The organism is Agrococcus sp. ProA11 (assembly GCF_039880525.1).
In the GTDB taxonomy this organism is placed as follows: Bacteria; Actinomycetota; Actinomycetes; order Actinomycetales; family Microbacteriaceae; genus Agrococcus; species Agrococcus chionoecetis.
The window spans coordinates 257,676-278,144 of record NZ_CP156989.1 but is presented as its reverse complement, the minus strand read 5'-3'; the positions used below and the strand labels follow the sequence as shown (position 1 = coordinate 278,144).

The 20,469-nt window shown below is 71.7% G+C and carries 14 protein-coding genes; 7 read left to right on the top strand and 7 right to left on the bottom strand.

Annotated features, from left to right (window positions below):
- Nucleotides 1-46: 46 nt before the first annotated feature.
- Entirely contained in the window at nt 47-847 is an 801-nt protein-coding gene (locus ABG090_RS01300; protein ID WP_347755701.1) for an alpha/beta hydrolase, read from the top strand.
- Between the two features lie 404 nt (nt 848-1,251).
- Here the strand turns inward: ABG090_RS01300 and ABG090_RS01295 are convergent, their stop codons facing one another.
- Together ABG090_RS01295 and ABG090_RS01290 are read right to left on the bottom strand one after the other, a co-directional pair.
- Nucleotides 1,252-2,592 (bottom strand): MFS transporter, encoded by a 1,341-nt coding sequence (locus tag ABG090_RS01295; protein WP_347755699.1) that lies wholly within the window; start codon nt 2,590-2,592, stop codon nt 1,252-1,254.
- Between the two features lie 209 nt (nt 2,593-2,801).
- Nucleotides 2,802-3,971 carry a helix-turn-helix domain-containing protein gene (locus ABG090_RS01290; RefSeq protein ID WP_347755697.1) on the bottom strand — a complete coding sequence of 390 codons (1,170 nt, stop codon included), beginning with the start codon at nt 3,969-3,971 and terminating at the stop codon, nt 2,802-2,804.
- Between the two features lie 158 nt (nt 3,972-4,129).
- Here ABG090_RS01290 and ABG090_RS01285 point away from each other — a divergent pair, with 158 nt between their 5' ends.
- From ABG090_RS01285 to ABG090_RS01275, 3 genes are all read left to right on the top strand, one after another.
- On the top strand, nt 4,130-5,764 hold the full coding sequence (locus tag ABG090_RS01285; protein WP_347755695.1) for an amidohydrolase: 1,635 nt from the start codon (nt 4,130-4,132) through the stop codon (nt 5,762-5,764).
- Between the two features lie 65 nt (nt 5,765-5,829).
- Nucleotides 5,830-7,101, top strand: coding sequence for a M20 family metallo-hydrolase (locus tag ABG090_RS01280; protein WP_347755693.1), 1,272 nt, complete (start codon nt 5,830-5,832; stop codon nt 7,099-7,101).
- 223 nt (nt 7,102-7,324) lie between these two features.
- The gene (locus ABG090_RS01275; RefSeq protein WP_347755691.1) at nt 7,325-8,617 is read left to right on the top strand and encodes a M18 family aminopeptidase; all 1,293 of its coding nucleotides are present in this window, start codon (nt 7,325-7,327) and stop codon (nt 8,615-8,617) included.
- A 209-nt stretch (nt 8,618-8,826) separates the two neighbouring features.
- On the opposite strand, the gene ABG090_RS01270 is transcribed toward ABG090_RS01275, so the two are convergent.
- A complete protein-coding gene (locus ABG090_RS01270) occupies nt 8,827-13,986 on the bottom strand; it encodes a lamin tail domain-containing protein (RefSeq protein WP_347755689.1) in 5,160 nt (1,719 codons plus the stop codon).
- A gap of 224 nt (nt 13,987-14,210) precedes the next feature.
- On the opposite strand from ABG090_RS01270, the gene ABG090_RS01265 reads away from it, so the two are divergent.
- Nucleotides 14,211-15,905: a long-chain-fatty-acid--CoA ligase gene (locus ABG090_RS01265; RefSeq protein ID WP_347755687.1), complete on the top strand. Its 1,695-nt coding sequence runs from the start codon at nt 14,211-14,213 to the stop codon at nt 15,903-15,905.
- 282 nt (nt 15,906-16,187) lie between these two features.
- On the opposite strand, the gene ABG090_RS01260 is transcribed toward ABG090_RS01265, so the two are convergent.
- The 3 genes from ABG090_RS01260 to ABG090_RS01250 all read right to left on the bottom strand — a co-directional run bounded on the left by ABG090_RS01260 (nt 16,188) and on the right by ABG090_RS01250 (nt 18,427).
- Complete coding sequence (locus ABG090_RS01260; protein WP_347755685.1) at nt 16,188-16,862, bottom strand: DNA alkylation repair protein; 675 nt, start codon at nt 16,860-16,862, stop codon at nt 16,188-16,190.
- A 72-nt stretch (nt 16,863-16,934) separates the two neighbouring features.
- Nucleotides 16,935-17,957 carry a cation transporter gene (locus tag ABG090_RS01255; protein WP_347755683.1) on the bottom strand — a complete coding sequence of 341 codons (1,023 nt, stop codon included), beginning with the start codon at nt 17,955-17,957 and terminating at the stop codon, nt 16,935-16,937.
- Nucleotides 17,954-18,427, bottom strand: a complete 474-nt coding sequence (locus ABG090_RS01250) for a transporter substrate-binding domain-containing protein (protein ID WP_347755681.1) — start codon at nt 18,425-18,427, stop codon at nt 17,954-17,956. The genes ABG090_RS01255 and ABG090_RS01250 overlap by 4 nt, the downstream gene beginning before the upstream one ends.
- Before the next feature lie 172 nt (nt 18,428-18,599).
- Here ABG090_RS01250 and ABG090_RS01245 point away from each other — a divergent pair, with 172 nt between their 5' ends.
- Together ABG090_RS01245 and ABG090_RS01240 are read left to right on the top strand one after the other, a co-directional pair.
- Nucleotides 18,600-19,064, top strand: a complete 465-nt coding sequence (locus tag ABG090_RS01245; protein WP_347755679.1) for a hypothetical protein — start codon at nt 18,600-18,602, stop codon at nt 19,062-19,064.
- On the top strand, nt 19,064-19,255 hold the full coding sequence (locus ABG090_RS01240; protein ID WP_347755677.1) for a helix-turn-helix transcriptional regulator: 192 nt from the start codon (nt 19,064-19,066) through the stop codon (nt 19,253-19,255). Before ABG090_RS01245 ends, ABG090_RS01240 begins: the two co-directional genes overlap by 1 nt.
- Nucleotides 19,256-19,340: 85 nt before the next feature.
- On the opposite strand, the gene ald is transcribed toward ABG090_RS01240, so the two are convergent.
- The gene (gene ald / locus ABG090_RS01235; protein ID WP_347755675.1) at nt 19,341-20,462 is read right to left on the bottom strand and encodes an alanine dehydrogenase; all 1,122 of its coding nucleotides are present in this window, start codon (nt 20,460-20,462) and stop codon (nt 19,341-19,343) included.
- Between the last annotated feature and the right edge of the window lie 7 nt (nt 20,463-20,469).

Genomic DNA, 20,469 nt, shown 5'->3' with positions numbered 1-20,469 from the left:
GAGTCACCCCTCGACGCCTGCCGCGCGCCCTGCTTGGCTTGCTGGCATGGAGCACGCGAGTTCAGCCGATGGCACGCAGATCGCCGTGCATCGCATCGGCACCGGGCGGCCGGTCGTGATCGTCGGCGGCGCGTTCTCGACCGCGGACGCCGCAGGCGCGCTCGTCGAGGCAGTCGCCGCCGAGGGTTTCGAAGGAGTCAGCTTCGACCGCAGGGGGCGCGGCGACAGCGGCGACGCGACCGAGGGGCAGCGCATCGCGCCCTTCTCGCCCGAGCGCGAGGCTGAGGACATCGCGGCCGTCATCGACGCCGTCGGCGGGCGCGCGATCGTGCTCGGGCACTCCTCCGGCGCGCTGGTCGCGCTCCTGGCCGCCGGGCACGGCGTGCCGATCGATCACCTGTTCCTTTCCGAGCCGCCGCTGCGGTTCGGCACGGGAGAGCCGCCCGCGAATCTTCCGCAGCGCCTGCAGGCACTCGTCGACGCTGGCCGAGGCGGGGAGGCGGTCGTGCTGTTCCAGCGCGAGGGGATCGGCCTGCCCGAGCCGATGATCGAGCAGCTCCGGTCGTCGCCGCTGTTCGAGCACCTGACCTCACTGGCGCAGTCGACCGTCTACGACGCGATGATCGCCGCGGCGACATCCGACCCGAGTGCGCAGCTGCTGTCGATCACGGTCCCGACCACCGTGCTGGTGGGCGTCGAGACGATGCCGCTGCTCGCGCGCGCGGCGCCGATGCTGGTCGAGCGGATGCCGGCGGCCGAGCTCGTGCAGGTGCCCGAGTCGATGCACCATGTCATCGATCCGCCAGCGACGGCTGCGATCATCGCCGCTCGCGCAGCATCCCCCTGACGCGCGTCGCCGCTGCCGCCGCCTGCGCCGTCGGCGCTGCCTGCGCCGCCTGCGCCGCCAGCGACGCCTGCGCCGCTCCTCCGCACCGGTACGTTTCTGTCGTCTGACGCGGCCCGGCGCGACGGTTTCGTACCGCTACCCGCAGGGCCCCACGCGCCACCGGTACGTTTCGGTCGCCTCACGCGGCTCGGCGCGACCGTTTCGTACCGCTCGGGTCGGGCGGGGCTGCGCGGGTCGGGGCGGGTCGGGGCGGGACGGCGTGGGATGGGGCGGGGCTGGGCTGCGCGGGACGGCGCGGCGCTGGCCCGGATGGGGCAGGGCGTGGCTGCACGGGGCGCCGCTGCAGACGCCGACGGCCGGCACCATGCGCGAACGCGGTGCCGGCCGTCAGCGAGGGAGTGCCGTCAGGAGGCGGCGCTCCGCACGATCTCCTTGTCGCGCACCCGCAGGCGCTCGCCGAAGAAGCCGCCAGCTGCGGTGATGAGTGCCACGATCGCGAGGATCACCACGGCGGGCCACGACACGGCCTCGCCGCTGAGGCTGATCATCCAGGTCGCGAGGAACGGCAGGAAGCCCGAGAGCGCGCCGGCGATGTTGTAGCCCAGCGAGACGCCGCTGTAGCGCAGCTCCGGCGGGAACAGCTCGGTCAGCAGCGCGCCGGTCACGGCGTACGTGATCGTCAACAGCGAGATGCCCGCGGTGACCGCGAGCGTGATCGCCCACGGCGAGCCCGTGTCGATGAGCCAGAACAGCGGCGCGGCTGCAGCGGCCGTCAGCAGACCGCCCCAGAACGTCACGCGTCCCGGTCCGATCTTCTCGGCCAGGCGGCCGCACAGCAGGATGACGACGATCTGCGCGACCGCTGCGATGAGCGTCGCGTTCACGGCGATGCTGCGGTCGAGGCCCAGCGTGTTCGCGGCGTAGCTGACCACGAACGTGTTCATGACGTAGAAGCCACCGACGCCCAGGAAGGCCGCCATGACGGCGACGATGAGCCGGCCCCATGCCTTCGTGAAGACCTGCAGCGCGGGCACCTTGGCGCGCTGGTCGAGGCGCACGAGGTCCTCAAAGATCGGCGACTCCTCGACCTTGAGCCGGATCCAGAGCGCGATGCCGAGCAGCGGGAAGGCCGCGAGGAACGGCAGGCGCCATGCCCAGGCGTCGAACTCGGCGGGCGGGAAGAGCAGCACGAGCGCGATCGCGCCCGACGACATGAGCGTGCCGACCGGGGATCCGACCTGCACGAGCGCCGCGTAGCGGGCGCGCTGCTTCACGGGAGCGTGCTCGATCGCGATGGTGGTCGCGCCACCCCACTCGCCGCCGACGGCGAGACCCTGCAGCAGGCGCAGCGTGACGAGCAGCGCCGGTGCGAGCAGGCCCACGTCGGCATAGGTCGGCAGCAGGCCGATGATGCCGGTCGCGAGACCGATCAGCACGATCGTCAGGATGAGCGTGGGGCGTCGGCCGATGCGGTCGCCGAGCACGCCGAAGATGAATGCGCCGATGGGGCGTGCCGCGAAGCCGACACCGAACGTGGCGAGCGACGCGAGCACCGCGGCGCTCGGGTCGAGCTCGGTGAAGAACAGCCGGTTGAACACCAGCGCGGCGGCGGTGCCGAACAGGAAGTAGTCGTACCACTCGAGCGCGGTGCCGACGAAGGCGGCGCCAGCGATGCGGCGCACGTCACGGGGACTGACGACGATCTCGTCGTCCGGCGCCTGCTCGGCGCTCTGTGCTTGGGACATGGTGCTCTCCTCATTGAGACCGACGACCGGAGCTGGTCGCGGTGTCGGTGTGCGGGGGTCTGGGGGTGCCGGCGTGCTGTGAGCCAGCGCACGCGAGCAGTCGGGATGCATCCACTGGCGTCCAGCCATCGTCCCGGAGTCGTTTGCACATGCTCAATGGCGGTGTGACGCGCATTCGCGCGCTCGGATTGTGCACACGCCCAGTTCCCTCACGCGCCGGAGCGCTCCGCCGGGGCGAGCGCCGTGGTCGCGAGCAGCACGTGAGCGAGCGCCGCCTCCACGGGCACCTGCACGTCGAGGCCGGTGCGGTCGCGGAACGCGGCGAGTCGGTTGAGCACGGTGTTGCGATGGCAGAAGACGCGCTTGGACGTGACGTGCACGGAGCCTGCGACGAGGTAGGTGCGCACGGTCGTGAGAATCGCCTCGCGCTGATAGTCGGTGAGGTCGTCGAGCGGCGCGAGGCGGCCCGCCGCGAACCCGGGCACGAGCTCGTCCAGGCGAGCGGCCGCGACCGCCGGCCACAGCTCGTCGACGCCGGTGAGCCCGTCGAGCGTCGGCGCCGTCGCCAGGAGCGCGAGTGCGGTGCGGGCTCCGGTCGCAACGGCGGGCAGCCCCGGCAGCCGCTGCAGCAGCACGCCCGACACCTGCACGAGCTCGTCCGGCACCCGCCCATCCGTCCCCCGCACCCAGAACAGGCAGTAGGCGTCGCCGTGGCTGTGCCCGAAGATGCTGCCGGCCGCCAGCCGCGCGTCGGCGGCATGCTGCGCCTCCTCGATGCGATCCACCGGCACCGCGAGCAGGTCGAACTGCGCATCGGCGGCGACCCCGAGGCCCTGCGCGATGGCATCGATCGCGCTCGGCCGGGGCGCGTCGCCGCTCAGCAGGCGGGCGAGGTGGCGCTCGGTGGCCAAGCGCACGTCGCGCTGCATCGCGGCCGTCTCGCGCAGGAACGACTGCTGCACCTCGTCGACGTACTGCTCCACGACCGTCAGCACCCACTCGACCTGCTCGACGAGCGCCGCGCGCTGCTCGTCGCCGGCCAAGCGCTGCAGCCAGCGCCACAGCACCCGGAAGTCGAGTCGCACAGCCTCGAGCAGCGCGTCGAGCTGCACGCCCTGCCGCGCGCGCCGCACCCCGAGCGAAGCCGCGAGCGTCGCATCCTCGGCCGTCGGCGTCCCCCCTGCCATGCGCGCGACGAGCATGCGCAGCGTGTCCTCGGCGGTGTCACGCAGATCCTGCTCGCCGACGGCGTCGCGGTCGTACCTGCCGCGCTCGCTGAACTCGCGCACGAAGTCGTCGACGATCGCGGGCATCTCGGCATCGAGCCGCTCCACGAGCTCGCGCCATGCGCGCGACCTCGGCGCCTGCACCTCTGCCATGGTCGCTCCTCACATCGCCCAACGCACCCGCGGGCTCGCGACCAGCAGGGGCTGTGCTGTTGCACACTCTACCGATCGGTTCCGGTGCCCAGGCCCCATTGCCGCTGTCACCATGCCCAGATTGAATGAGGGTTCTGCAGCAGAGTGGAGGCTCGCGAATGCGCATCGACGCCATCATCGAGAACGCCAGGGTGCTCACCGGCGACCCGTCACGCCCGGTCGCGACGCGCATCGGCATGTGGTCGGGCCGGATCATCGGCCTGGACGACGAGCTCGACGGCGCCCGGCCCGACCGCCGCATCGATGCCGGCGGCGGCGTCATCCTCCCGGGCTTCAACGACGCGCATGCGCACAGCGTCTGGTTCGGGCAGTCGCTCGCCGAGCTCGACCTTGCCGGCGCCGCCACGCCCGACGACATCTACCGCCTGGTCGCCGAGCGAGCATCCGCCACTGACGCCGACGAGTGGCTCGTCGCCTCCGGCTTCAACCCGCTCGGGCTCACCGGCGCCGTCGACCGGGATGCGCTCGACCGGGCCGCCGACGGGCGTCCCGTCTGGATCAAGCACGCATCCGGGCATGCCGCGACCATGAGCGGCGAGGGCCTGCGCCGCATCGGCATCGGCGACGAGCCGCGACCCGATCCGGAGGGCGGTGTCATCGCGCGCGACGATCGCGGCCGCCCCACGGGCCTGCTCGAGGAGAACGCGATGCGCATCGTGCAGGACGTGCTGCTGCCCGATCCGCTCACCGCGATCGAGGATGCGCTGGGCCGCGCGACGGCGCAGTACGCGCGGGAGGGCCTCACCTCGGTCACCGACGCGGGCATCGCCGGCGGCTGGATCGGCCACAGCCCGCGCGAGTTCGCCGCCTACCAGCGCGCCCGTGAGCGCGGCCTGCTGCGCACGCGGATGCAGACCATGGTCACGCTCGACGCGCTCGTCGACCTGCCCGGCCACGCCGACGACCCGAGCGCGATCGGGCTGACGGCGGGCGTGCGCAGCGGCGCCGGCGACGACCGGCTGCAGCTCGGCCCCGTCAAGGTCTTCACCGACGGCTCGCTGCTGGGCTCGACGGCCGCCATGAGCGAGGACTACGCGCACGACCACGGCAACCACGGCTACCTGCAGGGCGACCCAGAGCAGATGCGACGGCGCGTGCTCGCGGCGGCCGCGGGCGACTGGGCCCTCGCGCTGCACGCGATCGGCGACGCGGCGGTCGACTTCGCACTCGACCTCATCGATGAGGCGCAGCGCCTGCACGGCCCTGGACCGATGCCGAGCCGCATCGAGCACGGCGGTGTCGTGCGGCCCGAGCAGCTCGAGCGCATGGCAGCGCTCGGCGTGAGCCTGGTGCCGCAGCCGCGATTCATCACGGAGTTCGGCGACGGCATGGCCGAGCTGCTGGGCGCGGAGCGCACGGCTCGCTCGTACCCGGCCGCGAGCGTGCTGCGCGCGGGCGCGGTGCTCGCCGGCAGTTCAGACCGGCCGGTGGCCCCCGGCGAGCCGCTGCGCGTCGTCCAGGCGTTCGTCGAGCGGACGACCGAGAGCGGCGCGCTGTACGGCCCCGACGAGCGGCTGACCGTCACCGAGGCGCTGCGGGCCTGCACGGCCGGCGCGGCGCAGGCGACCGGATGGGGCGAGCGCAAGGGCACCATCGCGCGCGGCATGCTCGCCGACCTCGTGGTGCTGGCGGACGATCCGCATGCCGTGCCGACCGACCGCATCGGCGCGATCGACGTGGTGGCGACCATCGTGGGCGGCGAGACCGTGCACGGCACGCTCGCCGAATCATGAGCGAGCGGCTCCCTACAACCCATGACGAACTGCCGCATCGAGGCGGCACGAGCGAAGGAGTGACCATGCACGACGAGGCTGCGACAGGCGGATTCCTGCAGGACTTCACGACCATGTCCGGCTACGGGGCGACGCCCGGAGGCGGCGTCGAGCGCCAGGCGGGTACGCAGGCCGATCACGAGGTGCGGGCGTGGTTCGCCGGCTGGCTCGAGCGGGCGGGCTTCGAGGTGCGTCATGATGCGATCTCGAATCAGTACGGCCTCATCGAGCTGGTGCCCGGCGCGCCCTACGTGCTGGTCGGCTCGCACCTCGACTCGCAGCCGCTCGCGGGCCGCTTCGACGGCGCCTACGGCGTGCTCGCCGCCGCCCACGCCGCCCGCGAGGTCGCGCGCCGCGTGCAGGAGGGGTCGCTGCAGCCTGCATGCAACCTCGCGGTCGTCAACTGGTTCAACGAGGAGGGCAGCCGCTTCACGCCCAGCATGATGGGCAGCTCGGTGCTCACGGGGAAGCTGCCGCTCGAGACCGCGCTCGCCGCGACCGATCGATCCGGGACGACGGTCGCCGAGGCGATCGCCGAGCCCGGCGACCGGCTCGACGGCGCGGTCCCGCCCGTCGCCGCCTACGCCGAGATCCACATCGAGCAGGGTCGCGGACTCGAGGAGTCGGGCACCACCATCGGGCTCGTCGACCGCACCTGGGCGGCCAGCAAGTATCGGATCGTCGTGCACGGCGAGCAGAGCCACACCGGCTCGACCGTCATGGCTGACCGCCGCGACGCGCTGTACGGCGCCGCGCTCGTGATCGTCGCCGCCCGCGAGCTCACCGAGGAGCTGCCGGAGGGAACGCTGCACTCGTCGGTGTCGGAGCTCGAGCTGGCGCCGAACTCGCCCGTGACCGTCGCCCGCCTGGTCGAGATCAACCTCGACCTCCGCTCCCCCGACGAGTCGGTGCTCGAGCGCGCCAACGCACTGCTCGAGGAGCGCCTCGCCGCGATCGAGGAGCGCGCTCGCGTGCGCATCGAGCGTCGCCTCACGCACCAGTGGGGACTGCTGTCGTACCAGAGCGAGGGGGTCGAGCTGGCCCGCTCGGCCGCGGAGGGACTGGGCCTCTCGCATGCGCCGACCATGACGGTCGCCGGTCACGACTCGACCAACATGAAGGATGTCGCGCCGACCGTGATGCTGTTCGTGCCGAGCATCCAGGGCATCTCCCACAACGAGGGCGAGCGCACGAGCGACGAGGACAGCCTCGCGGGCGTCGCGCTGCTCACCGAGGTGACGGCGCGACTGGTGGCGGGCGAGCTCGGCGCCACCGCCGCGTTCACGCCCGGCGCCTGACCGCGACCGGGCGAGCAGCCCGGGTGCGCCCGGTGCGACAGCGCCGGAGCACCCGGCACCCGTGCCCCTCCGGAAGGTGTGCGTTCAACCGGTTCCCTGGTCTGGCGAGCCGAATACCCGCTTCTCAGACCAGGGGGCCGGTTGAACGGAGCGCTGCTGCGCTGCGGGAGACCCGGCGAGCCGCCCGGATAGGCTCGAAGCCCGTCCTCTGGAGGTCTTTGCCGTGCCCACCGCCCCGTTCGCCCACGCCGACGATCTCGCCGCGTTCATCGAGGCCTCCCCGTCGAGCTATCACGCCGCCGCGGAGGTCGCCCGCCGACTGGCCGACGCGGGATTCGCTGCGCTCGACGAGGCGGATGCATGGCCCACCACGCCGGGCAAGCACCTGGTGGTGCGCGAGGGCGCCGTGATCGCCTGGATCGTGCCACCGTCGGCGACCGGCACGACCCCGGTGCGCATCTTCGGCGCGCACAGCGACTCCCCCGGCTTCAAGCTCAAGCCGCAGCCGACCACCGGCAGGCTCGGGTGGCTGCAGGCGGGCGTCGAGATCTACGGCGGCCCGCTGCTGAACTCGTGGCTCGACCGCGAGCTGCGCCTGGCCGGCCGACTCGTGCTCGACGACGGCACCCAGGTGCTGGCCGACTCCGGCCCGCTGCTGCGGCTGCCGCAGCTCGCGATCCACCTCGACCGCGAGGCGAACGACGGGCTCGCGCTCAACAAGCAGTCGCACACGCAGCCGGTGTGGGGCCTGGGCGCCGCCGAGTCGGCCGACCTGCTCGCCGAGGTCGCGGCATCCGCCACCGTCGACGGCGACCCCGTCGACCCTGGCCGCATCCGCGGCTACGACCTGGTCACCGCGGATGCCGCCCGCGGGGCCGTCTTCGGCCACGACGATGTCTTCTTCGCCGCCGGCCGCCTGGACGACCTCGCAAGCGTGCATGCCGGCGCGGTCGCGCTCGCGGCGGGGGCGGACGACTTCGACGGCGACCACATCCCGGTGCTGGCCGTCTTCGACCACGAGGAGATCGGCTCGGCGACCCGCTCGGGCGCCGCGGGCCCCTTCCTCGCCGACGTGCTGGAGCGTATCGGGCTCGGCCTCGGCGCCGACCGGGAAGAGCGGATGCGTGCGCTCGCCGCGTCCTGGTGCGTCTCGAGCGACGTCGGCCACTCCGTGCACCCGAACTTCGCCGACAAGCACGATCCGCTCGTGCGACCGGTGCTCGGATCGGGGCCGATCCTGAAGATCAACGCCAACCAGCGCTACGCGACCGACGGCGTCGGAGCAGCGGCTTGGCACAGCTGGTGTGCGCAGGGAGGCGTGACGAGCCAGGAGTTCGTCTCGAACAACACCGTGCCGTGCGGCTCGACGATCGGGCCGATCACCGCCACGCGCCTCGGCATCCGCACCGTCGACGTCGGCATCCCGATCCTGTCGATGCACTCGGCGCGCGAGCTCGCGGGCGTCAGCGACCTCTTCGACCTGACGCGCGTGGCGGAGGCCTTCTTCCGCGCCTGAGCGCGTCCCGCCACGCGACCGGTACCGAATGGTGGCATCCGACGCGCCGCGGCGACAGTTTCGTGCCAGTGCCGCAAGGGTCACCTCGCAGAGTTGTCGCTATCGGTCGCTATGGATGCGGCTGAGCGACCGCTTGCGACACTTCTGGTGCGCGGGCGGCGAGGGCAGCCCGAGCGAACGGGCCGGCCCTCGCCGTGTGCACCGCTCGATCAGCTCTTGCGGGCGGGCGCGAGGCGCGACACGAGCATGGCCACGCCCGCGAGCATCAGCAGCAAGGCCGCGAGCACCCACGAGAGCACCGCTCCCGCGTCCGCCCCGGTCACCGGCAGCTCGTCCGAGCCGTTGTCGCCGCCGGGCTGCTCGGCACCCGGCGCGCTCGGGTCAGGCTGCGCACCGCCGTCCTCCCCGCCAGACTCGCCGCCAGGCTCCCCTGTGCCGGGGTCCGGCTCGCCATCGCCCGGGTCGCCCGCGCCCGGGTCGCCCGTACCCGGCGCGCCAGTACTCGGGTCGCCCGTACCCGGCTCGCCCGTGCCCGGGTCGGGCGTCGGGGTCGTCGCGTCGACGACAGTGAACCTGGCGATCGGTGAGCGATCGGTGGCGCCGAAGACATCCTCGCTGAAGACGTACCAGCCGTACTCGCCGGGCTCCGTGAGCGACCACTTCGCGCTCAGCGGCGTGCCGCTGGCCACGTCCTCGAACGATGCGATGACCTCCGAGCTGAGGATCTCCGCCGAGAACGCATCCGTGCCCAAGGTGCGCACGGTCGGGGTGAGCCGCAGCTCGTCGTAGGTGAGCTCGAACGACTGCATCGCGTCATCGATGCCCTCGTGCTCGGCGTCGTAGTCGTGCAGCGACGGCGAGTAGGTGCGCACCATCATGCGCTCGCCCTCGTTGTCGAAGTGCAGCAGGCGGAGGCAGCCGAGACCACCTTCCGGCAGGCCCTGGTAGTCGAACAGCATCGAGTAGACGGTGCGGTCACTCACGCCGTCCCCGTCGTCGTCGAAGTCATCGGTGCGGGTCTCGGCGTCGTGGTAGTGGCCGGAGAAGACCATGCGCACGTTCGGGTTGGTCGCCACGACCTCGTCCATCACGCGCTGCGGGATCTCGCCGAGGCCGCCGGTGGTGAGGATGAACTCGTGCTGCGCGATGATCGCCGCACGATCGGGGTACTGCGCCAGCACCTCGTTCATCCACGCGATGCTCTCGTCAGCCGGCAGCCAGCCGGTGTACAGCATGATGAAGTCGATGCCGCCTGCCGACAGCAGGTCGTAGTGGCCCTCGTTGTCCTGGTAGCTGCCGCCATGCCAGGGGTTCCCGGCGAAGCGATCCTCCCCGAAGTAGCGGCTGAAGTAGGTGTAGTCCTCCAGGTGCGCACCGACATCGTGGTTGCCGGCGAGCACGCCGTAGGGCAGTCCTGCGTCGTCGAGACGCGAGTACTCCGCCTCGGCGTTCTCCCACTGGTAGATCTGGTCGAAGTCGTCCACGATGTCGCCGGTGTGGAACAGGTACTGCAGGTTCAGATCCTCGCGCTGGTCGAGCAGGTATGTGTGGATCGCCTGCTGGTGGCGGTACGGCTCACCCTCCTTGGTGTTCTCGTTGTAGTACTGCGTGTCCGACTCCCACGCGAAGGTGAAGTCGTACTCCGAGCGGTCGACGTCCTCCGGATGGTGCTGCTCCACCGCAGTGCCCCGGTCGCTGAGGTCCTCGCCCGCGAAGCCCTCGGAGTGCTGCACGAGCAGGCGCACGGCACCGTCGGCGCGGTACCGCGCGGCCTCGACGACGCCCTCGAGCGTGAACGCCTCGCCGCTGTCGGCGACGTGACGGTCGACCTCGTCCCAGCCCGAGCCGTCGGCGCGGAGCGCGTAGAGCATCACGCTGGCGCCCTCGTTCGCACGACCAGACCAGGTCGCACGCACCTGCGCGTCCGCCTCCGCCTCGCTCACCTCGATGTCGAAGAGCTGGTACGGGAACGCCGCAGCCGAGGACAGCTCAGCGAGCCCGTCCACCGCGGTGATGCTGCGCAGCTGCTCGGCCGAGAGCGGCTCCGCGCCGTCCCGCTCCGTGGTCAGCGCGTCACCCACGGTGCCGCCCTGGGCTCGCACACCGGCGTCGCCGAGGTCGACGCGGCGCCCCTCGCGGAACTCGACACGCGCCAGGTCGTCGCCGTTCGGGTCGGCGACGACCGCCGAGAGTGTCACGTCGCCGGCCTCGACCTGGTCGCCGTCGGCGGGCGAGAGCTCGCCGATCACGCCGGGCTGCTCGTCGACGGTCGTGAAGGTCTCGGTCTCGGTCACGGTGTTGCCGAGGCCGTCGGTGGCAGTCACCTCCAGCGTGTGCTCGCCGGGTGTCAGGTCGATCGACGAGGTCGTGTGGGGCAGCGCGCGCAGCCGCACACCGTCGAAGGTCGCGACCGTCGTGATCGCACCGACGCCCGCATCCTCGATCTGCGGATCCATGACGATCTCGCCCTGGAAGGTCGTGCCGTCGACGGATTCGGCGGTCACGAGCCCCGTGATCGTCGGCGCCGTGTTGTCGACGACCACGGTGCGCTCGACGGCGCGTTCACCGTCAGTCGCCGAGATCTCGACCGGGCCGTCGACCACCGCGGTCGTGTCCCATTCCGCCGCACGCGCGCTGAAGGCGTCGTCCGGCAGCGCGAAGCGCGCATCGTAGAAGTCGAGCTTGCCGGTCGCGCCACCGCTCGCGTTCACGCTGTCGCCCATGGCCAGCCGCAGTGCGGGGTCGTCGTAGCCGATCGGGCGCAGCGTGCGCCCGTCGGGCAGGATGAGGCGCAGATCCCAGACGGTGAAGTCGTCGTTGTTCTCGGCGAGATCGATCTCGGGTGCCTTCTTGGTGCCAGCCCAGACGCTCACGACGAGCTCCTCCCCCTGCCGGACATGCTCGAGCGGCACCGGCGTGGCGATCGTGCCACTGCCGGTGTAGATGCCGACGTCGAAGACGCGCAGCACCTCCTCTCCGACACGCACACCGTTCTTGAAGTAGTAGTCGACCCCGGTCGCCTCGAAGGCGAACATCGGCGCATGCTCCAGGTTTGCGGCCGTGTCGACCGGCGCGCCATCGATCGAGAGCTCGATCGACTCGGCGCGCTGCTCGCTCGTGGCCGCGACCGCGGCGGTGCCGCCGACGTACTGCCCCTCGTCGAGGTTGATGCGCAGCGGCTCGGAGCTCGCGCCCGCGACGGTGACGCGGCGGGTGTCCATGACGGTGTGGTTCGTGCCGTCGGAGGCGCGGACGGTGTACTCGTACCAGCGCTTGCCGGTCATGTCGGCGTAGTCGATGTGAGCGCCGAAGATGGCGTCCCCGGTGTCGACGAGATTGAGCGAGGTCGGCTCGGCGTCAACGTCGTTGCGCACGGTCACGCTGACCGTCCGCACCTGCACATCGTCGGTCACGCGGAACTCCAACGGGAAGTCGACGGTCGGATCGATCTCCGCGCCGGTCAGGTCATCGACCGCCGGCGCTGCCGTGTCGGCCGGCACGATGATGAGGCCGCTCGGCACCTGATCGCGCTGCACCGCGCCAGGGGTCGCCGGCTGCAGGTCGAGCAGCTGCTGCTTCGCGACGTCGCCCGTGCTCGTGACATAGCGGATGCCCTGATCGGGGTGCACGTCGTCGACGGCGGCATCCATGTTGAAGAACGCGCTGCTGACGACATAGCCCGTGTTCGTGATCAGTTCGATGCCGCGTGGGCCGCTGTTGGCCATGCCGCCGGAGGAGATCTCGGCGAGGTCCTCGCCGAGCGTCAGCGACGTGCCGAACTCCTCGTTGAACGCGGAGGCGTCCAGCTCGCCGTTGCCGCCGTTCTTGATCCAGAGCACGAGCGTGCCGCCAGCGGGGATGACGATGTCGCCAGGCGTCGCCGGCCACAGCGTCTCGCCCCCGGTAGCGGGATAGACGTAGTTGATGGCGTAGTCGGCGAAGTCGATGGGCTCGCTCGACGCGTTGTACAGCTCGATGAACTCGAAGCCGTCCGAGCCGTTGAGGTTGGTCGCGGCGTCGGGCAGGATCTCGGTGATCTGCAGCGGCGCGCCGACGGCCGCCGGGTCGGGCTGCGGCGCGAAGGCGGGGTCTGCGAGCGCCTCCGGCGCGACGACGCCGGGCGATGCCTCGGCGGCACCGGCGAGCAGCTCCATGGTGACGGACCCGGATGCGGAAGGCAGCCGGAAGTGCGCGGTCTGGCCCGCCGTGGTCGAGCCTGCGGAGTACATCGAGGCGCTCACCACCGTCTCCCCGCCCACGAGACGGATGCCGCGGTTGCCGCCGTTGGCCATGCCTGCCTGGCCGGTGGCGCGCTGCAGGCGGAAGTCGGTGCCTGCCGCGTTCCAGGCCGCTCGGAAGTCGTCGTCGGTCTTCGAGAAGGAGTCGACGTTGCCGCTGGCGTAGCTCAGCCACAGGACGACGGTCTCACCGGGAGCGATCGTGGTCTCACCCTCAACCGTCAGCGGGACGGCGGGCGTGTCGCTGGCGTAGAAGTACTCGAGCCGCATGCTGGCCAGGTCGAGCGCGGTCGCGGTGGGGTTGTAGACCTCGACGTACTCGAAGTCGTCGTAGCCGGTGGAGTCCGGTGCGATCTCGGTGATGATGAGCGGCCATCCGGCGGCGACGCCAGTTCCGGGCGACGGCAGCGGGGTGGGCTCGGGCTCGGGCGTGGGCTGCGCGGGCTCGGCCGGCACCAAAGTCTCGGCCTCGAGACGGCCCGGTGAGGGGTCCGCGTGCTGCGCCAGCACAGCCAAGGCCGTCGCTGCGGGGTCGGCGGGAAGCCGGAAGTGGACCGAGCGCGCCGGCGCCATCGATCCCGCCGGGTAGTACGAGCGCGTCAGGTACGCGCCATCCCGCTCGATCCGGATGCCTCGGTTGCCGGAGTTCGCCAGCCCCGGCTGCCCGGAGGAGCGCACGACCTGCGTCTGGGCGTCGACCGCGTGCTCGGAGCGGAACTCCTCGAACGTGTGCGCATACGAGTCCACGGCCCCGTCGGCGCTGGCGTAGCTGAGCCACACCAGGGCCGTCTCGCCTGCCGCGAGCACGAGCGGCTCCTCGAGCACGAGGTCGACGCCGGTCGAGGTGTCGTCGCTGTCGCTCGACGCGTAGCTGAACGTGAGCTGCTCGGCGTCGAGGTCGAGCACGGCGTCGGTGGTGTTGTGCACCTCGAAGTACTCGAAGTGGTCGTCGCCGACGTTGTCGGCCTGCACCTCGGTGACGATCAGCGGCGGCATCGATGCGGCCGCGACCGCCGGCGGCGGAGCGGTCGCCGGCAGCGGCGCCGCGGTCGCTGACGCCGGCGGCAGCAGCAGGGCAGTCGTGAGGAGCGCTGCGGTCGCGGTGGAGAGGAGCGGTCTGAGAGAGGGCACGGCACATCACCTTCGAGTCGGGATGCGGCCGACGCTACGGATCGCGGGTCGCAGTTCGATGAACCGCAGTTGGCGCGCAGATGACGGGGAGGCGACTCGCGTCGTCACCCGGGCGTGCTACACGCGCCGCCGGTACCGAATGGTCGCCCCGAGTGCGCGGAGGCGACGATTCGGTACCGGTCGCGGCGAGCGAGACGTACAGCCAGATCGGCAACAATCGGAGCATGAGCGCTTTCGCCGATCGCCCGTGGCTGTCCTCCTACGCGGATGGGGTGCCTGCCGACATCCCGGAGGTCACCGAGACGCTCGTCGACATGATCGCCACCTCCGTTGAGGAGCACCGGCAGGCGGTCGCGCTCGACTTCTTCGGCGAGACGCTGACGTATGCGGAGCTGGGCGAGGCGATCGACCGCGCGGCCGGCGGCCTGTCGAAGCTCGGCGTCGGCGCGGGCGACCGCGTTGCGATCGTGCTGCCGAACTGCCCGCAGAACGTCATCGCCTTCTATGCGGTGCTGCGCCTCGGCGCGATCGTCGTCGAGCACAATCCGCTCTACACCGAGCGCGAGCTGCGACACCAGTTCGAGGACCACGGCGCCACCGTCGCGATCGTGTGGGACAAGGTGGCGCCCACGGTGCTCGACATGCCGAGCGACCTGGGCGTCAGGCATGTCGTGTCCGTGGACATGACGCGCGCCATGCCCTGGCGCACGCGCACCGCGCTGCGCCTCCCGATGGCGAAGGCGCGCGAAGCGCGGGCGGCGCTCACGACCGGCGAGCTCGCCCCCGGCGCGGTCGACTGGGCTCGCGTGGCGGGGGCGGATCGCATCTCGCCGACGCATCCGCGTCCCGCGGTCGACGACATCGCCGCGCTGCAGTACACGAGCGGCACCACGGGACGGCCGAAGGGCGCGACCCTTACGCACGGCAACCTGCGTGCGAACGCGGCGCAGGGGCGCGCCTGGGTGCCGGGGCTCACGCCCGGCCGCGAGGTCATCTACGCCGTGCTGCCGATGTTCCACGCCTACGGCCTCACGCTGTGCACCACCTTCGCCCTGAGCATCGGCGCACGCCTGGTGCTCTTCCCCAAGTTCGATCCGTCGCTCGTGCTGAAGGCGATGCGCACCGCCCCGGCGACCTTCCTGCCTGCTGTTCCGCCCATCTACGAGCGGCTGGCGAAGGCCGCTGGCGAGCGGAAGGTGAGCCTGCGCAGCATCCGCTTCGCGATCTCGGGCGCGATGAGCCTCCCGGTGTCGACCGTCGAGCTGTGGGAGCGGGCGACCGGCGGGCTGCTGATCGAGGGCTACGGCATGACCGAGACCTCGCCGGTCGCGATCGGGAACCCGATGGGACCGACACGACGGCCCGGCGCCGTGGGCGTGCCCTTCCCGAGCACCGAGATGCGGGTGATCGATCCCGACGATACGAGCATCGACCGCGGGCCCGACGAGGAGGGCGAGCTGCTGCTGCGCGGGCCGCAGGTGTTCTCTGGCTACTGGAACCGGCCCGACGAGACGCGCGAGACGCTGCTGCCGGATGGCTGGCTGCGCACGGGCGATCTGGTGCGGGCCGACGCCGGGGGCTTCGTGACGATCGTCGATCGGCGCAAGGAGCTCATCATCACCGGCGGGTTCAACGTTGCTCCCTCGGAGGTCGAGGAGGCGCTCGTGTCGCATCCGTCGGTCGACGACGCGGCCGTGGTGGGTCTGCCGAGCCCCAGCGGGGGCGAGTCGGTGGCGGCCGCCGTGGTGCTCGCAGCGGGAGCGGATTCTGACGCGGAGGCGATCCGCCAGCACGCGCGGCAGCGGCTGGCGGCATACAAGGTGCCGCGGCGCATCGTCGTCGTCGACGACCTGCCCCGCTCGCTCATCGGCAAGGTGCTGCGCCGCGAGGTGCGCGAGCGCCTGCTGGCGGAGGAGTAGCGCGCGCCGCCACCGCGACCGCCACCGCCTTCACCACCCCGCCACCGCCCCGCCCCCGCCACCGCCACCGCGCGAGCGGTACCAAACGGTCGCCTCCAGCGCGCCAGCGCGACCGTTTGGTACCGGCGCCGCACCCGCCCGGCGCAGAGTTGTCGCGAAGTGTCGCTATCGGGGCACCGAAGCGACCGCTTGCGACACTTCTGGCGCGCGAGTCGCGCGGGGCAGCGCGCGAGTAGCGCGAGTTGCGCGGGGCACTGCGCGGGGCGGAGGCTCCCGGCGCGGTCAGCGGGCGGGGGCCTCCTGGCGCCGCACCATCTCGGCGATCCAGGCCGGCGCGAAGGGCGAGGTGCAGTTCGGGGGCGTCGGGTAGTCGCGCAGCACCCCGAGGCGCTCGCCGATCGCGAGCGCGCGCGATCGATGCTCCGGATGCTCGATGCCGATGTGCGCGAGGCATTCGTTCATCGCCCACTGCAGCCGCTCGGGCGCATCCTGCATCTCGGCCTCGATCGTGTCGAGCAGGCCGGGCAGGTCGAGACCCGCAGCCGACTTCCGCACCCGCTCGCTCGTCAGCGCCCATCCCGCGCTCGCGACCGCGGCATCCGCGTCGTCGAGCCAGCCGAGCCGCAGCTGCTCGACGTGCTGCGACTTCTTCACCACGTAGTTCACGAGCCAGTCGCGCACCTTGCTCGCCCGAGCCTCGCGCAGCATCGCATCGAGCTCGGCGGCGGCGAACGCCTTCGGCCGGCACACGAGCAGCGCGAGCAGCCGCGCGGCGGTGTCGCCCGTCGCCCAGAGCTCGAGCGCCAGCTCCTGCTGCGTCTTCAGCCGCTTCGCGATCGCGCGCAGCTTCGTGAGGTTGACCCCGTGGTCGTCGCCGTGGCGCTCGTTGACCTCGCGCATGCGCGGATCCTCCAGCGCGGCGAGCTCAGCCCGCAGCTCGGTCACTGTCGATGTCATGAGAGCCTCCGCACCCGTCTCCGCTCAGCCTACGAGCGAGAGGAGGTGCGCGCGACGGCGCTCACGGCCCAGTCAGCTGTTGCGCTCCGACTGGCGGTTGCGGTCGGGCCCGCCGACCTCCTCCGGCAGCTCGTCGATGGGCACGATCACGACATCCGCCACCTTCCAGTCCAGCGCGATGCAGCCGTCCCTGGCCTCCAGCAGCTCCTCCAGCGACGGCATCCGCCCCTCCCTCGACACCACGAACGCCTCGACGTGGAAGACATGCCCCTGGTCGCGCACCCGGGAGCCCGCCTTCGCCACCCACGGCAGCGACCGCAGGTAGTCATCGACCTGCGCGGCGTCCGGATGTGCGTCGTCGTCATCAACGTTGGTGGCGCCTCGGTCGATCAGGTCGGTGATGGCGGCCCGCATGTTCTTGAAGCCGTCGGAGAGGATGCTGCCGGCGATGAAGAGCGCCGCGGCGGCATCCGCCCACCAGAAGCCGAGACCGATGCCCGCGACGCCGACGATCGAGCCGACCGCCGTCATCCAGTCGGCCTTGTTCATGTCGGCGTCAGCGAAGAGCACCTTGTCGTGCAGCTCCTTCGCGAGCCGCATCTTGACGCGGCCGAAGTAGATCGGCAGCGGGATGGTGAGCGCCATCACGCCCATCATCAGCCAGCCGAGCCAGATCGTCTGCCCGAAGAGCTCGACCGAGCCGATCGGGGGATGCTCGGCCTTCAGCAGCCCGGATCCGGAGTCGATGACGAGGAAGACACCCATTGCGAGCAGGGCGACACCGGCGACCAGATGCGCCACGCCGACCGAGCGGTGGTAGCCGTAGGGGTAGCGGCGGTTGGGACGCTTGTTGACGATCCGCACCGCGAGCAGGAAGGCGATCGGTGGGGCGAGCGAGAGCAGATCCTCGAGCCACGCCGCCTTCATCGCCTGCGAGTTGCCGAGCACGAGGTAGATGAGCGTGATCGCCACCGCCAGGAACGCGAGCGTGTACCACTCGAACCGGATCGCCTTCCGTAGCGCCTTTGCTTGCCGGTCGGGCAGCTCCGTGTGGCCGAAGCTGCGTCGCCGGCCGCGCTTCGAGAACACGCTCATCGCCCCGGCTCCTCGTCGAGGAACGTCTCGAGCGCGACGAGGAACGCGTTCTCGCCCATGGGCGTCAGCATCACGTGCCGCTCGGTGCCCCACGGCGCCTCGACCTCGGCGTAGGGCCGCGTGGCCGCACCGACCTCCACCCACGGGGTGTCGTCGAGCAGCCCGCCGATCACCAGGTCGAGCTCGCCTGCCTCGAGCGCGGCCGCGAGGCGCGACTCGCTGCCGTCGGTCCACTCGACCTCGGCGCCGAGCTCGTCGGCGAACGCGACGACGAGCTCGGGCTCTGTGCCCGCGGGCTCTCCCGCGTCCGACAGCTCCACCCATGGCGGATTCTCGGTGACGCCGACGCGCAGCGTGCCACCGCGCACCCGCTCGAGCGTGCCGTCCGGATCCGCGGGGATGCTCGAGCAGCCTGCGAGCAGCGTCGCCGCCGCCACGACCGCGATCAACCCCTTCAGCGCCCTTCGCATGCGCCTGACGCTAGTGGAATCCGCTGAACACCCGGGCCGCGTCGCCGACATCCCTCCACGCTCAGCTGGTCGATGCGCAGTGCACACCCTTTGGGAGTCAAGCATGTTTGACAGTCAAGCGTGCTTGACAGTACAGTCGGTGCGCTCGCTCCTTCCCGACGAAAGGCACCCCGTGACAGCCACCGCCCGCACGACAGCTCGCTTCGGTCGCGCCCGCTTCGGCGGCGGCAGCGTCGTACTGCTCCTGGCATCGGCGGCGGTGGGTGCCGTCCTCGCAGCGGGTCTCGGCCTGCTCTTCGCTTGGCTCGGCGAGCCAGGCGGAGCGGGGCTGCGCTTCACCGTCATGACGGCGGTCACGCTGCCGGTCGCCGCAGCCCTCGCGTGGGCCGCGCTGATCGATCGTGCGAGCTTGCCCGAGGCGACGGAGCGACCCGAGGACTCCGTCGAAGCAGCCTGGTACGACCGCGCGGCGCGAGGAGCCTTCCTCGACGCGTTCGTCACGATCAGCCTGGCCGCTGCCGCATTCTCGATCACCGGCCTCGAGGTCGACACGGGGATGCTGCTGCTGGTCGTCTCGTCGCTCATGGTCGCCGACTTCGCCGGGCGCTTCTTGCTGGCGAAGCGCACCAGCAGCTGATGCGGAACAGCCTCCAGGAGCGCCGCCAGGCACGCGGCTGGTCGCAGCAGCGGCTCGCCGACGAGCTCGGCGTCTCGCGTCAGACCGTGATCTCGATCGAGAAGGGCAGGTTCGATCCCTCACTGCCCGTCGCGTTCCGACTCGCCGCAGCGTTCGAGTGCCACATCGAGGATCTCTTCTCGCCCGAGTGACGCCGCAGGCCGCGGCCGACGAGCGCCGACGGCCTGCGGTCAGCGCGGGGCGACCTGCCGGTGGTGGAGGCGCCCCGCCGACCTCCTACCGCAGCGCGAACGTGCGCTCATCCGCGTCACCCGACGGCAGGTCGCCGAAGGCATCCGCGACCCCGGCGTGCACGATGCGTCCCGCTCGCGTGTTGACGCCGAGCGCGAGCGCCGGGTCGGCCGTGATCGCCGCCTCCACCCCGCGCTGCGCGATGCGCCGGATGTACGGCAGCGTCGCGTTCGTGAGCGCCCGCGTCGCGGTCTGCGGCACGCCGCCGGGCATGTTCGCGACGCAGTAGTGGCGGATGCCGTCCACGTCGAACGTCGGCGACTCATAGGTGGTGGGGCGCGACGTCTCGAAGGCGCCGCCCTGGTCGATCGCGACATCGATGAGCAGCGCGTGCGGCCGCAGCAGCGCCAGCTGCGCGCGCGTGACCACCTTGGGGGCGGCGCGGCCGGGCACGAGCACGGCGCCGATGACGACATCGGCCTGGGCGAGCTCGGCCTCGACGGTTGCGACATCCGACTGCAGCACGCGGGCGCGCCCGTCGAGCAGCACGTCGAGCTGGCGCACGCGCGTCGGCGACATGTCGAGCACCGTCACCTCCGCCTGCATGCCGAGCGCCAGGGTCGCCGCCTGCGTGCCGACGGCGCCGCCGCCGATCACGAGCACGCGGCAGGGCGCGACGCCGGGCGAGCCGCCCAGCAGCACGCCCGGGCCGCCGCTGTGCAGCATCAGGTGGGATGCCGCGGCATGTGCGGCGAGGCGGCCGGCGATCTCGCTCATCGGCGCCAGCAGCGGCAGGCCGGTGCTGTCGGCGACCGTCTCGTACGCGATGCCGAGCGTGCCGGCGGCCAGCAGCGCCTCGGTGAGCGGCCGGTCGGCGGCGAGGTGCAGGTAGGTGAAGACGGTGAGGTCGTCGCGCAGGAACCGGTACTCGTCGGCGATCGGCTCCTTCACCTTCACCAGCAGCTCCGCCTGCTCCCACGCCTGCTCGCGCGTGACGAGCTCGGCTCCGGCCGCGAGGTAGAGCTCGTCCGGGAACCCGGCCCGCTCCCCCGCGCCCCGCTCCACCAGCACGGTGCTGCCCGAGCGCACCAGGTCTTCCGCGCCGGCAGGCGTCAGGCCCACGCGGGCCTCCTGCGGCTTGATCTCCTTGACGACAGCGATCCGCATGTCTGTT

Excerpts from the sequence above, each read along its gene's own strand:
- ABG090_RS01285 (WP_347755695.1), top strand. The coding sequence starts at position 4,130 with ATGCGCATCGACGCCATCATCGAGAACGCCAGGGTGCTCACCGGCGAC.
- ABG090_RS01240 (WP_347755677.1), top strand. The coding sequence starts at position 19,064 with ATGCGGAACAGCCTCCAGGAGCGCCGCCAGGCACGCGGCTGGTCGCAG.
- ald (WP_347755675.1), bottom strand. The coding sequence starts at position 20,462 with ATGCGGATCGCTGTCGTCAAGGAGATCAAGCCGCAGGAGGCCCGCGTG.
- ABG090_RS01250 (WP_347755681.1), bottom strand. The coding sequence starts at position 18,427 with ATGCGAAGGGCGCTGAAGGGGTTGATCGCGGTCGTGGCGGCGGCGACG.
- ABG090_RS01260 (WP_347755685.1), bottom strand. The coding sequence starts at position 16,862 with ATGACATCGACAGTGACCGAGCTGCGGGCTGAGCTCGCCGCGCTGGAG.
- ABG090_RS01255 (WP_347755683.1), bottom strand. The coding sequence starts at position 17,957 with ATGAGCGTGTTCTCGAAGCGCGGCCGGCGACGCAGCTTCGGCCACACG.
- ABG090_RS01300 (WP_347755701.1), top strand. The coding sequence starts at position 47 with ATGGAGCACGCGAGTTCAGCCGATGGCACGCAGATCGCCGTGCATCGC.
- ABG090_RS01280 (WP_347755693.1), top strand. The coding sequence starts at position 5,830 with ATGCACGACGAGGCTGCGACAGGCGGATTCCTGCAGGACTTCACGACC.
- ABG090_RS01295 (WP_347755699.1), bottom strand. The coding sequence starts at position 2,592 with ATGTCCCAAGCACAGAGCGCCGAGCAGGCGCCGGACGACGAGATCGTC.
- ABG090_RS01265 (WP_347755687.1), top strand. The coding sequence starts at position 14,211 with ATGAGCGCTTTCGCCGATCGCCCGTGGCTGTCCTCCTACGCGGATGGG.
- ABG090_RS01290 (WP_347755697.1), bottom strand. The coding sequence starts at position 3,971 with ATGGCAGAGGTGCAGGCGCCGAGGTCGCGCGCATGGCGCGAGCTCGTG.